20 protein-coding genes are annotated in these 20,022 nt (G+C 39.2%); 13 read left to right on the forward strand and 7 right to left on the reverse strand.

Going from position 1 to position 20,022, the window contains the following annotated elements; genetic code table 11:
• Positions 1-40: 40 nt before the first annotated feature.
• Complete coding sequence (gene dapD, locus MCQ_RS04220) at positions 41-889, reverse strand: 2,3,4,5-tetrahydropyridine-2,6-dicarboxylate N-succinyltransferase (RefSeq protein ID WP_006923744.1); 849 nt, start codon at positions 887-889, stop codon at positions 41-43.
• A 129-nt stretch (positions 890-1,018) separates the two neighbouring features.
• Here dapD and MCQ_RS04225 point away from each other — a divergent pair, with 129 nt between their 5' ends.
• Complete coding sequence (locus MCQ_RS04225) at positions 1,019-1,858, forward strand: LOG family protein (protein WP_006923745.1); 840 nt, start codon at positions 1,019-1,021, stop codon at positions 1,856-1,858.
• Positions 1,859-1,890: 32 nt separating this feature from the next.
• Here the strand turns inward: MCQ_RS04225 and truA are convergent, their stop codons facing one another.
• The 3 genes from truA to def are packed head-to-tail and all read right to left on the reverse strand — an operon-like array spanning position 1,891 to position 4,101.
• Complete coding sequence (truA, locus tag MCQ_RS04230) at positions 1,891-2,634, reverse strand: tRNA pseudouridine(38-40) synthase TruA (RefSeq protein ID WP_006923746.1); 744 nt, start codon at positions 2,632-2,634, stop codon at positions 1,891-1,893.
• 1 nt (position 2,635) lies between these two features.
• Positions 2,636-3,565, reverse strand: coding sequence for a methionyl-tRNA formyltransferase (gene fmt, locus MCQ_RS04235; RefSeq protein WP_006923747.1), 930 nt, complete (start codon positions 3,563-3,565; stop codon positions 2,636-2,638).
• The gene (gene def / locus MCQ_RS04240; protein WP_006923748.1) at positions 3,565-4,101 is read right to left on the reverse strand and encodes a peptide deformylase; all 537 of its coding nucleotides are present in this window, start codon (positions 4,099-4,101) and stop codon (positions 3,565-3,567) included. Before def ends, fmt begins: the two co-directional genes overlap by 1 nt.
• Positions 4,102-4,190: 89 nt before the next feature.
• Here def and MCQ_RS04245 point away from each other — a divergent pair, with 89 nt between their 5' ends.
• Together MCQ_RS04245 and MCQ_RS04250 are read left to right on the forward strand one after the other, a co-directional pair.
• Positions 4,191-5,375: a DNA recombination protein RmuC gene (locus tag MCQ_RS04245; protein WP_035007890.1), complete on the forward strand. Its 1,185-nt coding sequence runs from the start codon at positions 4,191-4,193 to the stop codon at positions 5,373-5,375.
• Between the two features lie 112 nt (positions 5,376-5,487).
• Complete coding sequence (locus tag MCQ_RS04250; RefSeq protein WP_006923750.1) at positions 5,488-6,075, forward strand: transglycosylase SLT domain-containing protein; 588 nt, start codon at positions 5,488-5,490, stop codon at positions 6,073-6,075.
• A gap of 1,648 nt (positions 6,076-7,723) precedes the next feature.
• On the opposite strand, the gene MCQ_RS04260 is transcribed toward MCQ_RS04250, so the two are convergent.
• Both MCQ_RS04260 and MCQ_RS04265 read right to left on the reverse strand, forming a co-directional pair.
• Entirely contained in the window at positions 7,724-7,975 is a 252-nt protein-coding gene (locus MCQ_RS04260) for a BQ00720 family protein (RefSeq protein WP_006923753.1), read from the reverse strand.
• 26 nt (positions 7,976-8,001) lie between these two features.
• On the reverse strand, positions 8,002-8,433 hold the full coding sequence (locus tag MCQ_RS04265; RefSeq protein WP_006923754.1) for an Hsp20 family protein: 432 nt from the start codon (positions 8,431-8,433) through the stop codon (positions 8,002-8,004).
• A gap of 115 nt (positions 8,434-8,548) precedes the next feature.
• Between MCQ_RS04265 and nth the strand changes: the two genes are divergently transcribed.
• The 10 genes from nth (at position 8,549) to MCQ_RS04315 (ending at position 18,234) form a co-directional block, all read left to right on the forward strand.
• On the forward strand, positions 8,549-9,289 hold the full coding sequence (gene nth, locus MCQ_RS04270) for an endonuclease III (RefSeq protein WP_006923755.1): 741 nt from the start codon (positions 8,549-8,551) through the stop codon (positions 9,287-9,289).
• A 135-nt stretch (positions 9,290-9,424) separates the two neighbouring features.
• A complete protein-coding gene (gene rpmI / locus MCQ_RS04275) occupies positions 9,425-9,628 on the forward strand; it encodes a 50S ribosomal protein L35 (protein WP_006923756.1) in 204 nt (67 codons plus the stop codon).
• A 33-nt stretch (positions 9,629-9,661) separates the two neighbouring features.
• Positions 9,662-10,063 carry a 50S ribosomal protein L20 gene (gene rplT / locus MCQ_RS04280; RefSeq protein WP_006923757.1) on the forward strand — a complete coding sequence of 134 codons (402 nt, stop codon included), beginning with the start codon at positions 9,662-9,664 and terminating at the stop codon, positions 10,061-10,063.
• Between the two features lie 97 nt (positions 10,064-10,160).
• Positions 10,161-11,246 (forward strand): phenylalanine--tRNA ligase subunit alpha, encoded by a 1,086-nt coding sequence (gene pheS / locus MCQ_RS04285; RefSeq protein WP_006923758.1) that lies wholly within the window; start codon positions 10,161-10,163, stop codon positions 11,244-11,246.
• A gap of 31 nt (positions 11,247-11,277) precedes the next feature.
• Entirely contained in the window at positions 11,278-13,692 is a 2,415-nt protein-coding gene (gene pheT / locus MCQ_RS04290; protein ID WP_006923759.1) for a phenylalanine--tRNA ligase subunit beta, read from the forward strand.
• Between the two features lie 259 nt (positions 13,693-13,951).
• Positions 13,952-14,860 (forward strand): metal ABC transporter substrate-binding protein, encoded by a 909-nt coding sequence (locus tag MCQ_RS04295; protein WP_006923760.1) that lies wholly within the window; start codon positions 13,952-13,954, stop codon positions 14,858-14,860.
• Positions 14,857-15,687 (forward strand): manganese/iron ABC transporter ATP-binding protein, encoded by an 831-nt coding sequence (locus MCQ_RS04300; RefSeq protein WP_006923762.1) that lies wholly within the window; start codon positions 14,857-14,859, stop codon positions 15,685-15,687. The genes MCQ_RS04295 and MCQ_RS04300 overlap by 4 nt, the downstream gene beginning before the upstream one ends.
• Positions 15,684-16,550 carry a metal ABC transporter permease gene (locus tag MCQ_RS04305; protein WP_006923763.1) on the forward strand — a complete coding sequence of 289 codons (867 nt, stop codon included), beginning with the start codon at positions 15,684-15,686 and terminating at the stop codon, positions 16,548-16,550. The genes MCQ_RS04300 and MCQ_RS04305 overlap by 4 nt, the downstream gene beginning before the upstream one ends.
• Complete coding sequence (locus tag MCQ_RS04310) at positions 16,547-17,452, forward strand: metal ABC transporter permease (RefSeq protein WP_006923764.1); 906 nt, start codon at positions 16,547-16,549, stop codon at positions 17,450-17,452. The genes MCQ_RS04305 and MCQ_RS04310 overlap by 4 nt, the downstream gene beginning before the upstream one ends.
• A gap of 395 nt (positions 17,453-17,847) precedes the next feature.
• Positions 17,848-18,234 carry a YbaN family protein gene (locus MCQ_RS04315; protein ID WP_006923765.1) on the forward strand — a complete coding sequence of 129 codons (387 nt, stop codon included), beginning with the start codon at positions 17,848-17,850 and terminating at the stop codon, positions 18,232-18,234.
• A 412-nt stretch (positions 18,235-18,646) separates the two neighbouring features.
• Here MCQ_RS04315 and pncB read toward each other — a convergent pair whose 3' ends face one another.
• Complete coding sequence (gene pncB, locus MCQ_RS04320; protein WP_006923766.1) at positions 18,647-19,951, reverse strand: nicotinate phosphoribosyltransferase; 1,305 nt, start codon at positions 19,949-19,951, stop codon at positions 18,647-18,649.
• Between the last annotated feature and the right edge of the window lie 71 nt (positions 19,952-20,022).

A 20,022-nucleotide genomic window follows, 5' to 3' on the forward strand; every position in this document is an offset into this window, starting at 1 on the left:
TACATTTTGTTTCTTAACCAAAATCTTTGAGAAGTGCTTTTTAATCACGTAAAAGATCATTAATAGACGTTTTCTCTCGTGTTTTTTGATCAACGCGTTTTACTATGACAGCACAATAAAGGTTGGGGCCTTGTTCACCATTTGGTAGCGGTTTCCCGGGGAGAGAGCCTGGAACAACGACACAGTAGGCTGGTACTTCACCTATAAAAATTTCTCCTGTTGTACGATCAATAATCTTTGTGGATTTTCCAATAAAAACTCCCATTCCTAAAACAGCGCCTTCACGGATAATGCAGCCTTCGACGATTTCAGATCGTGCACCGATGAAACAATGATCTTCAATAATTGTTGGGTTTGCTTGCAGTGGTTCCAAAACACCTCCGATACCAACACCACCAGAAAGATGAACATGTTTTCCAATTTGAGCACATGAACCAACGGTGGCCCATGTGTCAACCATTGTTCCTTCATCGATAAAGGCACCAAGATTTACAAAGGATGGCATTAATATAACGTTGGGAGCAATATAGGCAGAATGGCGTACAATTGCTCCAGGAACTGAACGGAAATCAGCTTTTTTAAAATCATCTTCTTGCCAACCAGAAAACTTTGAAGGAACTTTATCCCACCAATGTGATTCATTGGCTCCACCAGAAATAATGCGCATAGGATTGATTCGAAAAGAGAGAAGAACAGCTTTCTTCAACCACTGGCGTACATGCCATTGGCCATTTTCTTGACGTTCTGCAACGCGGATTTCACCTTTATCAAGAAGGTTTAGTATGTGCTCAACACTTTCGCGGATTTCACCTTTTGTTGTGGTATTGACAGAGGCGCGGTTGTCAAATGCTTTTTCAATAATCATTTCAAGTTGTGTAAGATTGCTCATGGTTGGAATTCCGTTAAACAAGTTGAAAGTTTCAAGATTTATTTCTTATGACCTACGCGAAGAAATGTGTCCAGTCAATGAAACGGTGAGGGAGCAAGATAAGCGCATGAGAAAGGTTATAGAGAAAAAATGAAAGAAGAAAAAAAGAGTTGGTGTTCATTTCTCCATGCAAAGGAGGCAATACAAAAAATATATGAATCCTCTGATACACCACAAGCGCTTTCACCTACTTACCGTTTAGCCTATATCGATCAAGATTTTATGATGCGTCCAGAATTACGTTCACAGCGTATTGGTCTTGAGTTTTTAAAACCGGAAATAGCTCTTCAGGAGTGTGATATTCAATCAACTGTTGTTTTATTTGGTGGAGCACGTATTCCCGAATCTGGACAAACAGCATGGGCAGCAAAAGATGAAACACAAAAGAAAAATTTGCATGCTATGTCCCATTATTACGATAAGGCAAGAGAATTTGCGCGTTTGTGTTCACGTTATTCTGCTACGACGGAGTATCGCGAATTTGTGGTTATCACAGGGGGAGGACCTGGGATAATGGAAGCAGGAAATCGTGGTGCTGCTGATATTGGAGCACCAACGATTGGTTTGAATGTTGTTTTACCACATGAGCAAGAGCCAAATCCTTATGTGACTCCGCATTTATGTTTTAATTTTCATTATTTGGGGATGCGTAAAATGCATTTTTTAGTGCGAGCAAAAGCGTTGGCAATTTTTCCTGGAGGATTTGGTACTCTGGATGAGTTATTTGAGACATTAACTTTAATGCAAACGGGACGTATGAAAAAAGTTCCAATTTTAATGTTCGGCAAAGAATTTTGGAACAATGTTGTCAATTTTGATTATTTATCTGCGCAAGGTACGATTTCTCGTTCAGATATGGATCTTGTAACATTTGTCGATACAGCGGCGGAAGCTTTTGAACACATTCGTGTCTTTTATAAGCTTTGTTAACCGCTTTTGGGGAAATGGCTTTTAAAGGGTAGTTAGTAGTCAACTTGTGTCAAATAGAGTCCTGAAGGAGGTGCGACCATACCACAGCGCGTACGATCTTTAGCTTGGAGAGCTGCTTCAAGATCTTGTACAGTCCAGCGTCCAATGCCAACTTCCATGAGACTTCCTGCAAATGAACGAATTTGATGATGAAGAAAAGAGCGAGCTTGTGCATAAAGAAAAATTTCTTCTCCTTTTCTTTGAACATCTAAACAGTCTAGAGTGCGAATAGGGCTTTTTGCTTGACAGTGAGTTGAGCGGAAAGTGGTAAAATCATGTTGTCCTACAAGTTTTTGCGCAGCTTCATGCATGGCTTCAGCATTGAGGGGGGTTGGCAACCACCATACGCGTTTGGCGTTTAGAGCTGGTGGTGAGCGGCGATTGAGAATTTTAAAAAGGTAATGGCGTTTGACCGCAGAAAATCGTGCATCAAAGCTATTAGGAACGTTTTGTACATTCAAAATCGAAATATCTTCACCCTGTTTCCGCAAATAAGCATTGAGTGCATCGCGTACAGTATGCGTGTGCCAATTTTTTATGAAATCAACATGCGCAACCTGTCCTGTAGCGTGGACACCTGCATCAGTTCTACCGGCTGTCGTGATGGTTAATTGTTGGCCGCTAAAATGAAAAATAGCTTGTTCAAGGGCACTTTGTATGGTGCGAAGCCCTGCTTGGCGCTGCCAGCCAGCATAATTTGAGCCATCATATTCAAGGGTGAGTTTAAAACGTGGCATATCAAAAAACAGCAGAAATACGAGCGCCTCTTAAAAATGTTACACTATCAAGAATTTTACCGCCAGATCTTTGGAGGGAGGTTATTTCTATACGCCCTTGTCCACAATGTATGACCAAAGAATCTGGTTCTATTCTGCCAATTTCAAGAGAAGGACCTGATGTTAAATGACTTGCAAGAATTTTTACGCGTTCTTCTCGACCGCTGATATTCATGTTGCACCAGCAACCAGGAGAGGGAGAGAGCGCGCGAATATGCCTATGAATAAATTCTGCAGGTTTTGTCCAATCAATGCGTGTTTCCTCTTTTTTGATTTTGGAGGCATAGGTTATATCTTTCCCTGATTGTGGTGTAAGTTTTAGTTGATCTTTTTCAAGAGCTGATAGGGTTTCTATCATAAGTTCTGCGCCTATATGTGCAAGCCTATTTGAAAGTTCATCCGCTGTGGTGTTATCCGTGATGGGGATGGAGCGAGATAAAGCGATAGGCCCCGTATCAAGTCCTTCATCCATTTTCATAATCATCATTCCCGTTTCCCTATCACCAGCCATAATTGCACGTTGAATAGGTGCAGCACCACGCCAACGTGGTAAAAGTGAAGCATGGGCATTGAAACAACCAAAACGTGGTGTTTCAAGAATGGTTTTTGGCAAGAGTAGTCCATAGGCAACAACAACAGCAGCATCAACACAAAGTGCTGCAAATTGAGCTTGTTGTTCAGCTGTTTTCAGTGTTTGAGGCGTGAATACAGGAATAGATTTTGCTTCCGCTGCACTTTGAACAGGTGAGGGGACCAGTTTAAGACCGCGACGTCCTGCTGGACGAGGAGGTTGACTGTAAACAGCCACAATATCATGGCCAGCAGCCAATAAAGCATGAAAAATGGGAACAGAAAAGCTCGGTGTCCCCATAAAACTTAACCGTAGTACCATTACAAAATTGCTTCCTGAGCATTTTTTTCTTTTGTTCGTGCTCGTTTTTTAAACTTTCGTATTACCATATCACGTTTAATCTTTGAAATGTGATCAATAAAAAGACGACCGTTTAAATGGTCAATTTCATGTTGTAGGCAAGTAGCCAAGAGATCATCGGCTTCAATTTCTATATGCTTTCCTTCACGATCGCTATAGCGAACACAGAGACGTTTAGGACGTTCAACTTCCGCAAAATACTCAGGAATAGAAAGACAACCTTCTTTGTGAACATTGCGTTCATCTGAAAGCCATAAGACTTCTGGGTTGATAATGACAAGCGGATTTTTAGGAGCATCATTTCTAGAGACATCTATGACCAGCATGCGGAGTGGTAGGCCAACCTGAATAGCGGCAAGGCCAACACCTTGGGCATTATACATGGTCTCCAACATATCATCAGCGAGCTTTTGAAGAGTTGAATCGACATGCTCAACAGGTCTGGACACTTCCCGTAATATCGGATCAGGTAAAGTAACTAAAGGTTTAATTGACATGAATACAGATTAATCAATGGTTTGTTATGGGTCAATATTGAATAACGATTCTTGCGCTTTTTTACAATAAGAGCGTTATATTACTTTTCATGTTTGATTCGTTTTTTTCTTTCATGCCCTTTGATGAGTTTTTTGCTAAACTGATAGCTTTGCTTTTGCTTATATTCATCTGCTTGGCATTGTTTATGTTGATACGATCTCATCAAAAAAAGACACTTTTGGAAAGTGAAATTGCGGAACGCGCCCGTGAGGCACAAATGCAAATGGCTACATTGCTAAAAACACAGGCCGAAATGCAAGGCCGAATGCAGACGATGGCAGAAATTTTTGGTCAAAGACAAGCGGAGTTAAATAAATCTATCAGTGAACAACTCAATGGGATGACAACCAATTTGGGCCAAACTCTTCAGGTGCAGACCAAGTCTACTTATGAAAATTTGAATCGTTTACAAGAACGTTTAGCGGTAATTGATGCGGCGCAAAATAATATTCAGTCACTTACGGGACAGGTTGTTCAGTTGCAGGCTATTCTAAACAATAAGCAAACGCGCGGTACTTTTGGTCAGGGACGTATGGAAGCAATTATTGCAGATGCTTTACCATCTAACGCCTATGCTTTCCAAGCGACTCTTTCAAATGGAAAACGACCGGATTGTCTCATTCATATGCCAAATAAAGCTCCTTCTCTTGTTGTTGATGCTAAATTTCCTTTGGAAGCTTGGAATGCGATGCATAAGGCAGCTTCACCACAACAACGTCAGGAGGCAGAACGTCAGTTTCGTACCGATATGGATGTGCATATTCGTGATATTGCACAAAAATATTTAATTCCTGGAGAAACACATGACACCGCTTTTCTCTTTGTGCCATCGGAATCGGTTTTTGCAACAATCTATGAAGATTTTGAACCATTGGTACAAAAAGCTAATCGGGCGCATGTGATTATTGTATCACCATCTTTACTAATGTTATCTATTCAGGTTGTACAAACTATTATGAAAGATGCACGGATGCGTGAGCAAGCACATTTGATCCAGTCAGAAGTAGCAAAATTAATGGAAGATTTTGAACGAATGGATATACGTGTTCGCGCTTTACAGAAGCATTTTTACAAAGCGGGTGAAGATATTGAAGGGATTTTAACATCATCTTCTAAAATTATGAAAAGGGCTAATCGTATTGAAGCTTTTGAATTAAAAGAGGATAATTCTGAATCAGCGTCAATCACAACCTCTGTTCAGCCGCAAACATTGCGTTTAATTGATGAAGAGTAAGATAACACACTTAATACATAGAGAGCGTGATCATATTCTTCATTGATTGGTAAGAATTTTTTAGTACTTTTACGTTTCATTTTATCTTCTAGATCAAAGAGGAAGAGAAAATATGCAACACCTTTTGTTTTTAGGAGCATTGGTGTTTCTGCTAGGGGGGTGTGCAACAAGTCCTCCTACATATACAAACAATGCTTGTGCTATTTTAGCGCAAAAAAATGGTTTTTTTGATAATTGGGGAAAAGCTTCTAAGAATGCGGAAATGCGCCATGGGATCCCCATGTCTATTATTCTTGCAACCATTAACATGGAGTCAAGTTTTCGTCATAATGCACGTCCTCCACGCAAAAAGCTTCTTGGTTTTATTCCATGGAAACGTCGTTCGACAGCGTATGGTTATTCTCAAGCGCTAGACAGTACATGGGAAATGTATCTTCGCTCCACAGGAAGGTCTTTTGCATGGCGTACTAATTTTGCAGATGCCGCTGATTTTGTTGCTTGGTATCATCGTAAAAGCGTTCAGCGTAATGGTGTGAGATTTGATGATGCCTATAGTCTTTATTTAAATTATCATATGGGGCATGGTGCTTATGCACGAAGTAAAGGTTATGTAACGGCAGCACTTGCACAGGCAGCAAAGCGTATGGCAAGAATATCTAGAAACTATGAACAGCAATTAAGAGTATGTGGGTGGCGTTAAAGGGGATTGTGAAAATATTTAAATCAAAAATTAGATTGGTTGTGAGATTAATTCGAGTGCAGAAATTTTCCTGATTTGAATGGAAAGGTATGATTTTTCTGGTTGCGCAAATTAAGTTAAGTCTAGGAAATAGGAAGCTTTTGCAATGGCATTTGAGAGCATTATGATAAGAACGTTTTCATGAAAAACTTTGTTTGAAAGAAAATATGTTCTCAAGGGATAAGACAACATAAAAGCCTAACAAAAAGGTACCTCCAATAAAATTGATCAGCAAAGATTTTTCCTTTTTTAAGGGGAAGAAAGAGCGAATCTTGCTGTTGAAAAGATTGATGACATGTCACAAAAAAGTTTGAGGTTAAGTGCAACGGTATTTCTTGATTGAAAAGAGCTATAATTCTTAAAACAGGAATTGTTTTTTGTGAGTCAATCTAGATTCTGTACCCTTTTAAAATTTCAGGTAAAAGGTAGGGTGCTGGGAACGTTGCATTAATAGAAACATCTCTCAATCTATCCACGCCCATTTCAAAACGGCGCTCGTTAAAGAGTATAGCGCAAAAACCGTTTTGCACTAGCATCTTTGCACTTATGAAGGTGCAAAACGGCATCATCATACTATTCAATGTTGTGATTTCTTTTGCATTGAGACGGTTCATAAGAGGCATTTTTATGCCTTTCTTAAACGTTTTTCATTCATATACTAACTTTGCTTGTGATATGCAAGGGAATGGCTGTGATTGATTCAATATAAAACGGTTTGAAATAAGAAAATCTTATTGTATTCGAGGGGGCTAATTCAATCTAAATAATAAATTATTTTTACAAATCAATATCTTGTTCTAATAGCATGATGTAAAGAACAGCAATGTTACTAAACAAAAGTGTAACATCAACTAGACGGATTAGCAAAAGATTTACTGTTTATTGAAGGTAAATTGCTGTGATACGCATGAGGATTTATAACCATTCCCGTTGTTTTGTTGAAAGCGTTTACAGTGTTTAAAAACCCAAGCTCAATGACATGAGTTGTCCCTTTGTCCTCAGGTAAGTTATCTATCATCCCTAAACCTTATAAATCCTAGTGTCAGAAAGGGATCTCACATACAGTTTTGCAAGATTTTTCCAAGAACTGTAGGTTATGATGCAGAAGCCTATGAGGATTGATACCACCTTTGCTCAGGTTCATTCTTGTGCTGGAAGCTATAGATAAGGTTAGCATAAGGGGTGGAGACATTGGAAAGAAACACAAGCAAGATTTACCACGAAGAGTCATGCTGTGGTGGATGCTTCAGGGGCGATCTTTACGTTTTATTCTACTCTAAGGAACCGAAGTGATATGACAGAAGCCTCTCCGCTTGTCGTAGAGAATGAAAATATACACAGTGTGTTGATAAAGGTTATGTCTCAATACATGAAGAAGAGATGAGAAAGTAAAGTTGCATCTCTGTCCTTCTTTTCTGCTCAAACAAGAAAATACAGCAAAACAGTGATAAAAACCTTAAAAAAACACTACACTATTGAAGGTTTATTCAATAGAATCAATCATTTCAGATATATCTTCTGGCGATTAGATAAAAAAGCTTTTTATTTTATGAGATCGCTAGCCTATCCTTTAATCATCCTATAGCTTAAGAGAATGAGGTGCACAAACTTAGTGCAAAGTTACAATTTCTAGTTCATGCTCATTAGCTCCTGCAAGAGCAATAGAGCGTTCATCGGATAAAATGATCGGATAACCTGTTTCACCAAAAAGAGCCCATATTGTAATACCTGGGGTCATTGGTGGAAGATCTGGAAAGTTTTTCGCCAGATCATCTGTACAAACCTTTTTTAAATAAGCAATTTGCCCCTTATCAGAATGGGTTATATCTTGCAATGACAAGTGTTGTTTATGCTCTCCCATTTCATTATTCCTTTACACCTTAACTCTTATGACTCACCACTACCGACTTTAATTGGAATTTGCTTCGTTTGTTTTTTTAACTTTGGCTGATGTAAGTTAATTGATAAAAGACCATTTTTCAACTCGGCATTTGTGACGTGCATTCCTTCTGCAAGAATAAAGGTACGTTGGAATTGCCGCGCAGCTATACCACGATATAAATACTGATGATTTTGACTGTTTGTTTGCTTACCATGAATGATCAGTTGATTGCCATCGAGCAAGATATTAAGATTGTTGACTTTAAATCCAGCAACAGCCAAAGTGATGCGCATATAGTTTGCGTCATCGTTTTTGTGCAAACGCTCTATGTTATAGGCTGGGTAGCTTTCATCAGTCTTACTAATACGTTGCAATATTTTCTCCACCGCTTCAAATCCTAAAAGAAGGGGATTGGAGAAAGGCGTCACATCTGTCATTGTGAGTGTCCTCTTCGAAGCGGTTACTTGACCAAACTCTAAAAAAGCGTTTGTTACATCCCTCTCATATGGCAAGTGTAAGTGGTAACTTCAAGAGGAAAGATGAGAGAGTTCAATGACTCATAAAACAATAAATTTGTCACAGGCAAAAAGGGTTACTAAAATATTGTATAGAGAAGACGAAATTGCGGAAATATTTCGCCGTTTTTCTGTTCAACGCCCGATTCCGAAAAGTGATCTTATCTATACCAATGTTTTTACTCTTTTAATTGCGGTTGTTCTTTCAGCTCAAGCGACAGATACGAGTGTTAATAAAGCGACAAAAGCATTATTTCGCCTTGCTGATCAACCGGAAAAAATGGTTGCATTAGGAGAAGAAGAGATTGCACGTCATATTCGTACAATTGGACTTTGGCGTGCCAAAGCGCGCAATGTGTATGCGCTTTGCAGTTTTTTAATTGACAAATATGGCGGTCAAGTGCCTGATAAACGTGAGGACCTTATGGCACTTCCTGGGGTAGGGCGAAAAACTGCAAATGTTGTTTTGAATGTTGCTTTTGGGCAGCCTACTATAGCTGTGGACACACATATTTTCCGCCTTGGAAACCGTCTTGGTTTAGCGCCCGGCAAAACACCAGAAATTGTAGAGAAAAATTTTCTAAAGATTATACCGGCTCATTATCTTCGTTATGCGCATCATTGGCTTGTTTTACATGGGCGTTATATTTGCCAAGCGCGTAAAGCACAATGTACGCAATGTATTATTGCTGATCTCTGTAAAGCAGCAATTAAAACAACTTCAATTCCAGCACCTTTGGTTGAAGTTCAAGGTAATGGAACTCCAATTTTTTTTTGATACGGACTTGCTATTTTGTGTATAGTGGCTTATGAAAACACTATTAGAGCCGCCCGGCAGGGCATGCCGTGGCTGCTAGTATGCTTTTTCAAGCTTTGGTCAGCTTGATTGAATTATGAGATATGGAGTAGCAAAATGCCCAAGATGAAGACCAAGTCATCCGCTAAAAAGCGGTTTAAAATCACTGCGTCAGGCAAAGTTAAAGTAGCAGCTGCAGGCAAACGCCATGGCATGATTAAGCGTTCGAATAAATTTATTCGTGACGCGCGTGGAACGATGGTTTTGTGCGAACAAGATTCTCAAAAAGTTATTCAGTATTATTTGCCGAATGGTTTATAAACCTTGCGCTTTTGATTTTTAGGAGAATATTAAATGGCACGTGTAAAAAGAGGTGTGACAGCACACGCTAAACACAAAAAGGTTCTTAAACAGGCTGAAGGTTTTTACGGTCGTCGTAAAAATACCATTCGTGCGGCTAAAGCAGCGGTTGATCGCTCAAAACAGTACGCGTATCGTGATCGTAAAAATAGAAAGCGGGCTTTCCGTGCTTTGTGGATTCAGAGAATAAATGCTGCTGTTCGTGCAGAAGGCCTAACTTATGGGCGTTTTATTGATGGCTTATCAAAAGCGGGTATTGAGGTTGATCGTAAGGTTCTTTCAGACATAGCAGTCCACGAGTCAGTGGCGTTCTCTGCTTTAGTGGCTTCCGCAAAGAAGGCTTTGGAATATTTGAAAGATACAACGCCGAATGCTTTTGAAGGCGCTGTCAAATAAGCCAGTCGTGTTTTCTTAAAACATTCATTTATTCAGGATCCCGTACTGGTTATTTGCTGGTGCGGGTTTTTTTTATTCGGAAAAATAGGCAAAAGGTATGAGCGATATTGAGCATCTGGAACACGAAATTTGTTTAGCTCTAGAAGCAGCTAATGATGAACAGGCACTTGAAACAGTGCGTATTGCGGCGTTAGGTAAAAAAGGCAGCATTTCTGAAAAATTAAAAACATTAGGAAAAATGAGTGCCGAAGAACGCTATAAAGTTGGACCAGCTCTTAATGGATTAAAAAATCGCGTTTTAGAATTATGGGCACAAAAGCGTGATCTTCTGAGGCGTCAAGCAATGGATGCACGTCTTTCTAGTGAAACGGTTGATGTCACCTTACCTATTCGTTCTTCACCTATGGAACGCGGACGTATTCATCCTATCTCACAAGTGATTGAGGAAATTATAGCCATTTATACGAATATGGGTTTTTCACTTGCAGAAGGACCAGATATTGAAACAGATTATTATAATTTTACTGCATTGAATTTTCCTGAAGGTCATCCGGCGCGCGAAATGCATGATACTTTCTTTTTTGATTTTGATAAAACGGGAGAGCGGAAATTATTACGCACCCATACATCGCCTGTACAAATCCGTACGATGGAAAAACAAAAAGCACCAATACGCATCATTATTCCTGGAAAAACTTATCGTATGGATTCGGATGCTACTCATTCACCAATGTTTCATCAGATAGAAGGTCTTGTGATTGATAAAACCTCTACCATTGCACATATGATGTGGCTCCATGAGACTTTTTGTAAAGCTTTTTTTGAAGTTCCTTCTGTAAAGATGCGTTTTCGTCCATCCTATTTTCCTTTTACCGAGCCATCTATGGAAGTAGATATTCAATGTGACCGTTCTGGTTCAGAAGTAAAATTCGGTGAAGGAGACGATTGGCTGGAAATCTTAGGATGCGGAATGGTGCATCCTCAGGTATTAAAAAATGTTGGTTTAGATCCCGATGAGTATCAAGGATTTGCGTGGGGAATGGGCATTGATCGCGTTGCTATGTTGAAATACGGTATGCCTGATTTGCGGGCTTTTTTTGATGCTGATCTACGTTGGTTAGAGCATTATGGCTTTCGTTGCTTTGATATGCCTGCTTTTTTTCCTGGTTTAAGAAATGTGTGATCTTGTCATAGCTTTCATGTGAGGTTTTAAAATGAAATTTACATTGTCTTGGTTGAAAGATCACTTAGAGACAGATGCATCTTTGGATGAAATTTGTGATAAACTAACGGCTATAGGCCTTGAGGTTGATCATGTTGATGACCGTTCTTCTTTAAAAGGTTTTGTGATTGCAAAAGTTTTAACCGCAATTAAACATCCTGACGCAGACAAATTACAGATTTTGTCCATAGATACGGGAGCTGATACGCCTATTCAAGTTATCTGTGGAGCACCGAATGCACGTGCTGGACTTGTTGGTGTTCTTGCGCTGCCTGGCACTTATGTACCTGGGCTTGATGTGACATTATCTGTAGGCAAAATCCGCGGCGTTGAAAGTTTTGGGATGATGTGTTCACAAGCGGAGCTTGAATTATCGAATGAACATGATGGGATTATCGAGCTTCCAGGAGATGCTCCTATTGGAGGTTCATTTGCGGCTTATGCCGGTTTAGATGATCCGATAATTGACATTGGTTTGACACCCAATCGTTCTGATTGTACAGGTATTCGTGGTATTGCGCGTGATCTTGCTGCGGCTGGAATTGGGCATTTAAAAGAGTTATCCTTGCCAAAATTCGACGCTTTTTTTGAAACACCACTTCATGTTTCTTTAGATTTTTCAAAAGATTCATCATTGTGTTTAGGCTTTGCTTGGTGTGAAGTCCGCAATGTTCAAAATGGTGCATCGCCGCAATGGATGCAGCAGCGTTTGAGTGCAATTGGTTTGAGACCAATTAATGCGTTGGTTGATATGACCAATTATATAACTTTTGATCTTGGTCGTCCGCTTCATGTTTTTGATGCTGATAAGATTAAGGGGAATTTAAGTGTACGTCGTGGTTGTGAAGGTGAACAGCTTCAAGCACTTAATGGAAAAATCTATAATTTGGGTATTAATGATTGTGTCATTGCAGATGAAGAGGGTGTTGTTTCTATTGCCGGTATCATGGGTGGTGAAAGAACAAGCTGTGATGAGATGACGCAACGCGTTATTATTGAATCCGCGCTTTGGGATGCAAAGAGTATTGCGCAGACTGGGCGTGGATTAGGACTTATTAGTGACGCACGTTATCGTTTTGAACGGGGCGTTGATCCGGCTTTTATGGAAAAAGGGCTTGCGATTGCAACAGAATTGGTTTTACGTCTTTGTGGTGGTGAAGTTTCAAAGACAAAGATTGTTGGTTATCAGCAGCCAGAAATCAAACAAATCGCTTTTCCCTTTTCTGAAATTAAACGTTTGACACATTTGGAAATAGAGCGTGAGCAAGCTCTTACTATTTTGACACAGCTTGGATTTGGTATCGAAGGGGAAGGAGAAGCGGTAACGGTTAAAGTGCCAACATGGCGCCCCGATATTGTCGGTAAAGCAGATTTAGTGGAAGAGGTGATGAGAATTTACGGATTGGATAAAATTGAACCCATTCCGTTAGAAAGTTTTGCAGAGAGAAAAGATCAAGTTTTAACATATTCGCAGATTCGCTCACGCATTGCTCGTTTGGCTTTAGCACATCGTGGTATGAAGGAGGCTGTGACATGGTCTTTTATTTCTGAAAGTCAGGCACTTGCTTTTGGAGGCGGTCAAGCACAGCTTAAATTAATAAATCCTATTGCTGCAGATATGTCAGTGATGCGTCCTTCTCTGTTGCCTGGTTTGCTTGTGGCAGCACAGCGAAATGCTGATCGTGGTTTTCCAGATCTTGCTTTGTTTGAAGTTTCTAACATCTATGAAGGTGATACACCGGATAAACAACAACGCGTTGCTGGTGGAATTCGCCGTGGAACAGAACGATTTGAAGGAGCAGGGCGCTTTTGGAGTGGTCATGCAAAAGCCGTTGATGTTTTTGATGCTAAAGCGGATGCATTGGCTGTTTTAGAAGCATGTGGGATGGATATCAGCAAGGTGCAGATTGAGGTTGGGGCGCCTGATTGGTATCATCCTGGTCGCTCAGGGGTCATGAAGCTTGGATCAAAGATTATTCTTGGTTTTTTTGGCGTTTTTCATCCTGCTACATTGGAAAGATTAGATGTTAGTGGTCCTTTATGTGGTTTTGAAGTTTTTTTTGATCGGATTCCAGAGCCAAAGAAAAAGGCAACAAAAAGCCGTTCTCCTTTGAAATTATCGCCTTTTCAAATGGTACGGCGTGATTTTGCATTTGTTGTTGATAAGACGGTTGCTTCCTCTCTTATCGTTCGTGCTGCAAGTGGAGCAGATAAAAAGCTTATTCATTCAGTGCAGGTTTTTGATGTTTTTGAAGATTCAAGCATTGGCGAAGATAAAAAATCTATTGCGATTGAATTAACTATTCAACCTATTGAACGTACTTTGACCGATGAGGATTTAGAAGAGCTTGCTTTAAAGGTGATAGAAAATGTCACCAAGACGACAGGCGCATATTTGCGTCGTTAAGTATCATCGTCTTCGATCGAATTATTTTATAAAACAGGAGCACTTTTTGAGTGCTCCTTTATTTTTTTGGCATTCAAAATCTGTAGAGTTTCTTGAAATGTGTTTTTTTATCAAAGTAGCTTTTCTTTAAGTCATCAGCAAAATGTTTTTAAGCAAGTGGAAAAGTTGTTTTTTTGTAAGAATCCTTCATTGCAAAGCTAAAGGATAACTGCTATTGCTAAATAATAATGCAAATCATTAGCAATAAATGAGAGAATTAATGAATGTAAAATTTTTTTTTAGCATAGTTTTGGGAAGTGTTATTTTTTTTGCACCCAATTTAGCTTTGTGTGCTGGTAAATTTAAAGCTGTTACAACATTCACCATCATTGCTGATATGGCGCGCAATGTAGCAGGTGATGCTGCTGATGTTGAATCGATTACAAAACCAGGTGCAGAAATTCATGAGTATCAGCCTACGCCTCGCGATCTTATGCGTGCGCAAGGGGCAAATCTTATATTATGGAATGGGTTAGAGTTAGAGCTTTGGTTTGAAAAGTTTTTTCAAAATATCAAAGACGTTCCAAGTGTTGTTGTTTCCGAAGGCATTGTGCCGATAAAAATTGGTGAAGGGCCTTACAGTGGTAAGCCTAACCCTCATGCCTGGATGTCACCGACCTCAGCTTTGATTTACGTTGATAATATTCGCAATGCTTTTGTAAAATACGATCCTGAGCATTCTGCTACTTATAAAAAAAATGCTGAAATTTATAAGCAGAAGATTCGCTCAATGATTGATCCAATCAGGGCTGAACTGGAGGTATTGCCAAAAGACAAACGCTGGCTCGTGACCAGTGAAGGAGCATTTAGCTATTTGGCACGTGATTTTAATCTGAAAGAACTCTACCTTTGGCCAATTAATGCTGATCAACAAGGAACACCGCAGCAAGTGAAGCATGTTATTGATATGGTTCGCAAATATAATATCCAGGCAGTTTTTTCTGAGAGTACTATTTCCCCTGCACCTGCTAAACAGGTTGCGAGAGAAACGGGAGCTAAATATGGCGGTGTTCTTTACGTTGATTCATTAAGTGAGAAAAATGGTGAGGTACCAACTTATATTGATTTGTTACGCGTTACGAGTACTCGGATTACCAATGCTTTATCAGATGGAGTGAAAAGTCAATGACAGGATTTGGAATATTTGCTCAAGGTGTAACAGTAACTTATCGTAATGGACACACAGCTTTGCGTGAAGTGAATTTTGAGAGCCCAAAGGGTTCCATTACGGCGTTAATTGGCGTGAATGGATCAGGAAAATCGACGTTATTTAAAGCTATTATGGGGTTTGTGCGACCATCAAAAGGAAAAATTCGTATGTTTGGTTTGCCCGTTGACATAGCTTTAAAGCAAAACCTTATTGCTTATGTTCCTCAAAGTGAGGATGTTGATTGGAATTTTCCTGTTCTCGTTGAAGATGTGGTTTTGATGGGGCGATATGGTCACATGAATTTTTTTCGTTATGCGCGGGTGCGGGATTATGAAGCTGTGCGTGTTGCATTAGAACGCGTCGATATGTTGGCATTTGCCAAGCGTCAAATTGGCGAACTTTCTGGTGGGCAGAAAAAGCGTGTTTTTCTGGCACGCGCTCTTGCACAGCAGGCAAAAGCTATTTTATTAGATGAGCCATTTACAGGAGTTGATGTTACAACAGAAGATAAAATTATTGCTTTGTTACAAGATCTGCGTAAAGAAGGCGCTGTGATATTGGTTTCTACCCACAATTTGGGTTCTGTTCGTGAATTTTGTGATCATACGGTTTTAATAAAGGGAACAGTTTTGGCTTCAGGGTTAACTGAAACTGTCTTTACAAAAGAAAATCTTGAGAAAACTTTTGGTGGAGCTTTGCACCATCATATTTTTGATCTTCAAAGTGCAAAAAAAAATGATGCTTTTACACGGGGCAAACAGCCTCTCGTTCTTGAAGATTCTCAAAATATGGAGCATGTTGCATGATTTCTTGGTTGTTTGAACCACTGAGCTATCAATATATGGTTAATGCGATGTGGGTTTCGGGATTAGTGGGGTGTGTTTGTGCCTTTCTTTCTGCTTTTTTGATGTTAAAAGGTTGGTCCTTGATTGGCGATGCACTTTCCCATTCGATTGTACCTGGAGTAGCAGGGGCTTACCTTTTGGGCTTACCTTTTTCACTTGGAGCTTTTTTTTCCGGTGGGCTTGCTGCGGCAGCGATGCTCTTTTTTAACCACCGGACGAAGCTAAAGGAAGATACCATTATTGGTCTCATTTTTTCTTCCTTTTTTGCTTTTGGATTGTTCCTCAAATCATTAAAACCGATGGCTGTTAATATTGATACGATTGTTTTGGGAAATATTTTAGCAGTCAGTTCATCAGATATTATACAATTGGCTTTTATTGGTTTTTTTTCTTTGCTTATATTGCTTGTGAAGTGGAAAGATCTCCTCGTTTCTTTATTTGATGAAACGCACGCGCGTGCTATTGGATTAAACGTAAAGTTTCTAAAGATTCTCTTTTTCACACTACTTGCCGCTTGTACCGTTGCTGCTATGCAAACAGTTGGGGCGTTTTTGGTTATTTGTCTTGTTGTGACACCTGGGGCAACAGCTTATCTTTTAAGTGACCGTTTTGTAAACATTTTGCTTATTGCAGTTGTGATTGGAACCGTTACAAGTGTATTTGGTGTGTATGTGAGTTATTTTTTGAATGCACAAACTGGTGGTGTTGTTGTGCTTTTTCAGGCATTTCTGTTTATTATTGCTTTTATCTTTGCTCCTAAACACGGGTATATTGCTGCGCGCCTACGTATAAATGCGGCAAAAAAAGGTGTCATGATATCATGATTGATCAATTACTACTTCCTTTTCAATTTTCTTTTATGCTTAAGGGTATGGTTATTGTCACTATCCTTTCTATTCCAATGGCAATGCTTTCTTGCTTTCTTATTTTGAAAGGATGGGCTCTTTTAGGTGATGCAATTTCTCATGCGGTTTTTCCTGGTGTTGTTCTTGGTTACATGGCAACGCCGTGGGTGATAGCATTTTTAACTTCTTTACCCTTTGCTTGGTTTGAACACGTGCGTCCGGCTAATGTTACGATGACTTTGATTACTTGTGGTGCTTTTGTTGCGGGTATGATTTGTGCCCTTGTAACGGGTTTTTTAGGGAGCAATAGCCGTATCAAGCAGGATACGGTGATGGGTGTTGTTTTTTCATCTATGTTTGGTTTAGGGCTTGTTTTGGCAACCGCTATTTATAGTAGCTTAGATTTAAATCATATTCTATTTGGTAATCTCTTGGGTGTTAATTGGCTTGATATTACGCAGACAGCAATAATTTCTGTTATTGTCACTTTTATTTTAGGATCGAAATGGCGTGATTTCATGCTGTATATTTTTGATTCAGTTCAAGGTCGTGCAATGGGATTACGAATATCGGTTCTCCACTATACCCTTTTAACGATGATTTCTCTCACGATCGTTGCAGCTTTGAAAGCTGTTGGAATTGTTCTCGTTATTTCTTTTTTGATAGCGCCGGGAGCAATTGCTTATCTTATCACGAAGCGATTTTCTTTTATGTTGGTAATCGCTATGCTTGTAGCGGCTATTTCTGGTTTTTTAGGAATTTATCTGAGCTTATTCATTGGGTCTGATTCTGCTTCTACGATTGTGTTGGTTTTAACACTCATCTTTATCGCCATTTTTATATCAATGTTCTTTCGTCGAATCGCAATTCAGGAAATTTAAGCGCGAAAAAATTATTGCATAACAGCAATGCATTTTTGTATGTTGTCTCTAAAGCTTGTTTTAAATAGACAGCAAAACGCTAGATTATTTTCCTCCTAATATCTAGCAGATGGATGCAGCATTTTTTCTCCCCCCCGAAGCTGCATTCGTGATTAAAAGGCTGCATTGATTTATTCTGCAGCCTTTTTATTTTGGGCTTTTTTAAAAATTTGTTTTGTTTACTTGAAAATTTTCAAACGATTATCATATTGCGTAACCTATTCTGTGCTTTGGAAGAAATTATCACCGAAAATATGCTTACCAATGAAGTGATATTGGGAAGGAGTTGTGCGCTAAAGCATTTGAAAAGTAAGGAGATAATGATTGTCTCTTGTAAAGGAAAGTAGCACTAGAGGATGAAAAAAGATTTCAAAATATCTTACTCTTTGCGTATTTGCACTTCTATAGTGGGATGGGTAATGGTTGTATTGGGTATTATCGGTATCGTATTACCGATTATGCCAACCGTGCCCTTTTTATTAGTTGCTTCATGGTGTTTTGCTCGTTCATCACCACGGTTCCATAGTTGGCTGCATAATCACCGCATTTTCGGTCAACCTATTAAACAATGGGAGGAAAAGCGGGCTATTCCAATATTTTTTAAAGTTTTTGCTGTAATGAGTATGGTAGGTGGTTTTTTATCTTTTCTAGTGATGGTACATCCTGCTTTATGGCTTGCTTTCTTAGTTATGGCTGTTTTGCTTTTGATTGCCATTTATATTATGACACGTCCATCTTCATAAGTGTAGAAATGAAAGATTTTATGATCCTAATGCTCTTTTTATTTTTGCGAGTTTGTTGAAGCTATTGACAGATAAATTTTCGTCTTCAAATTTTAGGATAACATCCACATATTAGGATATATATTCACCCAATAAGCTTTTTTAGAGGATTATAAAATTTGCATGTTCATTGGCAAGAATGATATGCTTGTGAATGATTTTAACAGCAGAGAGGATATATAAAAGGACACTTTAATCAAGTGTTCGTAAAATCACTTTGATTAATAATGATGATCACATTCATAATGTAATGGGGCATAATATAATGGGAATATTATTTGTGTGCGTTAAGAGTGAGACTATCTGCCATGGTATTGATCAGTGACTGATTTCATAGTCGTTTGTTTTTAATTTCATACAATTAGCTGATGATTTAAGTCCTTATAGGTTTGACAACATGATTTTCATTACCGAAAAAATTGAGATAACGTTGTACTTCTTGAGGATCACCGGTGGTTTTTTCAGGATTATCTGAAAGTTTTACAGTTGGTCGACCATTGGCATCAGTGACTTTACAGACAAGGGAAAGAGCATCAAAAGTTGTAATTTCTTGGGGAGCACAGCCTTCAAAATCATTAGTAAGATCTGTTCCCCACCCGAAACTCATGCGCACTTTACCATGGAAATGGTGATAGGTTTTTTCAATTGTATTGACATCGAGAGCATCAGAAAAAATCAATAATTTTTCGCGTGGGTCTTTTCCTTTTTCTTTCCACCATTTGATAATGCGTTCTCCACCTTCAATGGGTGGAGCGCTATCAGGTCTGAAACCTGTCCAATCAGCTACCCAATCTGGTGCATTGCGTAAAAATGCTTCTGTGCCAAAGGTATCAGGTAAAACAATGAGAAGATTTCCACCATAATAACGATTCCAATCTTGCAAGACTTGATAAGGTGCTTTGCATAATTCGTTATCATTATTCGTGAGAGCGGCTATGACCATGGGCAATTCATGTGCGTTGGTGCCAAGAGCTTCTAAATCTGTATCCATAGCAAGAAGGACATTGGAAGTCCCTGTAAAAGCATCGCCAATACCTTCTTTTAATGCTTCTACACACCAGCGTTGCCATAAAAAAGAATGACGACGTCTTGTGCCAAAGTCGGATATTTTAATATCAGGAAATTTTTTGAGACGTTCAACTTTACTCCACATTTTTGCTTTAGCACGAGCATAAAGTACATCGAGTGCAAAGCGCCCTAAGTTTTTCATAGCAGCTCGTGAACGTAGTTCACTTATAATTGCAAGGGCGGGGATTTCCCACATGGAACTATGAGTCCACGGACCATGAAAATGAAGGATGTATTGGCCATCTTTACGGGTTAGTTCATATTCTGGCAGTTGAAAATTCTCAAGCCAATGAAGAAAATCTGGTGCGAAAATCTGTTTGCGTCCATAAAATGTATTACCAGCAAGCCAGATCATCTCTTTTTTCGTGAAGCGCAAACTAAGAGCGTGATCAAGTTGAGCACGCAACTCACCTTCATCAATATCATCGGCAAGACGTATTGTTTTGGTGCGGTTTATGAGAGAGAAGGTAACATTTACATTGGGGTAAAGTCCCCAAATCATCTGTACCATAAGAAGCTTATAAAAATCTGTATCGAGAAGTGAACGAATAATAGGATCAAGTTTCCAAGTATGATTGTAAACACGTCTCGCAATATCTGGATGGTTCATAATCCATTTTCTTTCAGTTTCATAGAATCTAAAATCATTGTGCACCAACACGGTCAGTATAGGGAGTGCAG

It is taken from the genome of Candidatus Bartonella washoeensis Sb944nv (assembly GCF_000278135.1).
GTDB lineage: Bacteria > Pseudomonadota > Alphaproteobacteria > Rhizobiales > Rhizobiaceae > Bartonella > Bartonella washoeensis.

Coding starts and splice junctions, on each gene's coding strand:
- MCQ_RS04250 (WP_006923750.1), top strand. CDS start 5,488: ATGCAACACCTTTTGTTTTTAGGAGCATTGGTGTTTCTGCTAGGGGGG.
- MCQ_RS04260 (WP_006923753.1), bottom strand. CDS start 7,975: ATGGGAGAGCATAAACAACACTTGTCATTGCAAGATATAACCCATTCT.
- MCQ_RS04305 (WP_006923763.1), top strand. CDS start 15,684: ATGATTTCTTGGTTGTTTGAACCACTGAGCTATCAATATATGGTTAAT.
- MCQ_RS04265 (WP_006923754.1), bottom strand. CDS start 8,433: ATGACAGATGTGACGCCTTTCTCCAATCCCCTTCTTTTAGGATTTGAA.
- MCQ_RS04225 (WP_006923745.1), top strand. CDS start 1,019: ATGAAAGAAGAAAAAAAGAGTTGGTGTTCATTTCTCCATGCAAAGGAG.
- pheT (WP_006923759.1), top strand. CDS start 11,278: ATGAAATTTACATTGTCTTGGTTGAAAGATCACTTAGAGACAGATGCA.
- def (WP_006923748.1), bottom strand. CDS start 4,101: ATGTCAATTAAACCTTTAGTTACTTTACCTGATCCGATATTACGGGAA.
- MCQ_RS04245 (WP_035007890.1), top strand. CDS start 4,191: ATGTTTGATTCGTTTTTTTCTTTCATGCCCTTTGATGAGTTTTTTGCT.
- fmt (WP_006923747.1), bottom strand. CDS start 3,565: ATGGTACTACGGTTAAGTTTTATGGGGACACCGAGCTTTTCTGTTCCC.
- truA (WP_006923746.1), bottom strand. CDS start 2,634: ATGCCACGTTTTAAACTCACCCTTGAATATGATGGCTCAAATTATGCT.
- nth (WP_006923755.1), top strand. CDS start 8,549: ATGACTCATAAAACAATAAATTTGTCACAGGCAAAAAGGGTTACTAAA.
- pncB (WP_006923766.1), bottom strand. CDS start 19,951: ATGAACCATCCAGATATTGCGAGACGTGTTTACAATCATACTTGGAAA.
- rpmI (WP_006923756.1), top strand. CDS start 9,425: ATGCCCAAGATGAAGACCAAGTCATCCGCTAAAAAGCGGTTTAAAATC.
- dapD (WP_006923744.1), bottom strand. CDS start 889: ATGAGCAATCTTACACAACTTGAAATGATTATTGAAAAAGCATTTGAC.
- MCQ_RS04295 (WP_006923760.1), top strand. CDS start 13,952: ATGAATGTAAAATTTTTTTTTAGCATAGTTTTGGGAAGTGTTATTTTT.
- MCQ_RS04315 (WP_006923765.1), top strand. CDS start 17,848: ATGAAAAAAGATTTCAAAATATCTTACTCTTTGCGTATTTGCACTTCT.
- pheS (WP_006923758.1), top strand. CDS start 10,161: ATGAGCGATATTGAGCATCTGGAACACGAAATTTGTTTAGCTCTAGAA.
- rplT (WP_006923757.1), top strand. CDS start 9,662: ATGGCACGTGTAAAAAGAGGTGTGACAGCACACGCTAAACACAAAAAG.
- MCQ_RS04300 (WP_006923762.1), top strand. CDS start 14,857: ATGACAGGATTTGGAATATTTGCTCAAGGTGTAACAGTAACTTATCGT.
- MCQ_RS04310 (WP_006923764.1), top strand. CDS start 16,547: ATGATTGATCAATTACTACTTCCTTTTCAATTTTCTTTTATGCTTAAG.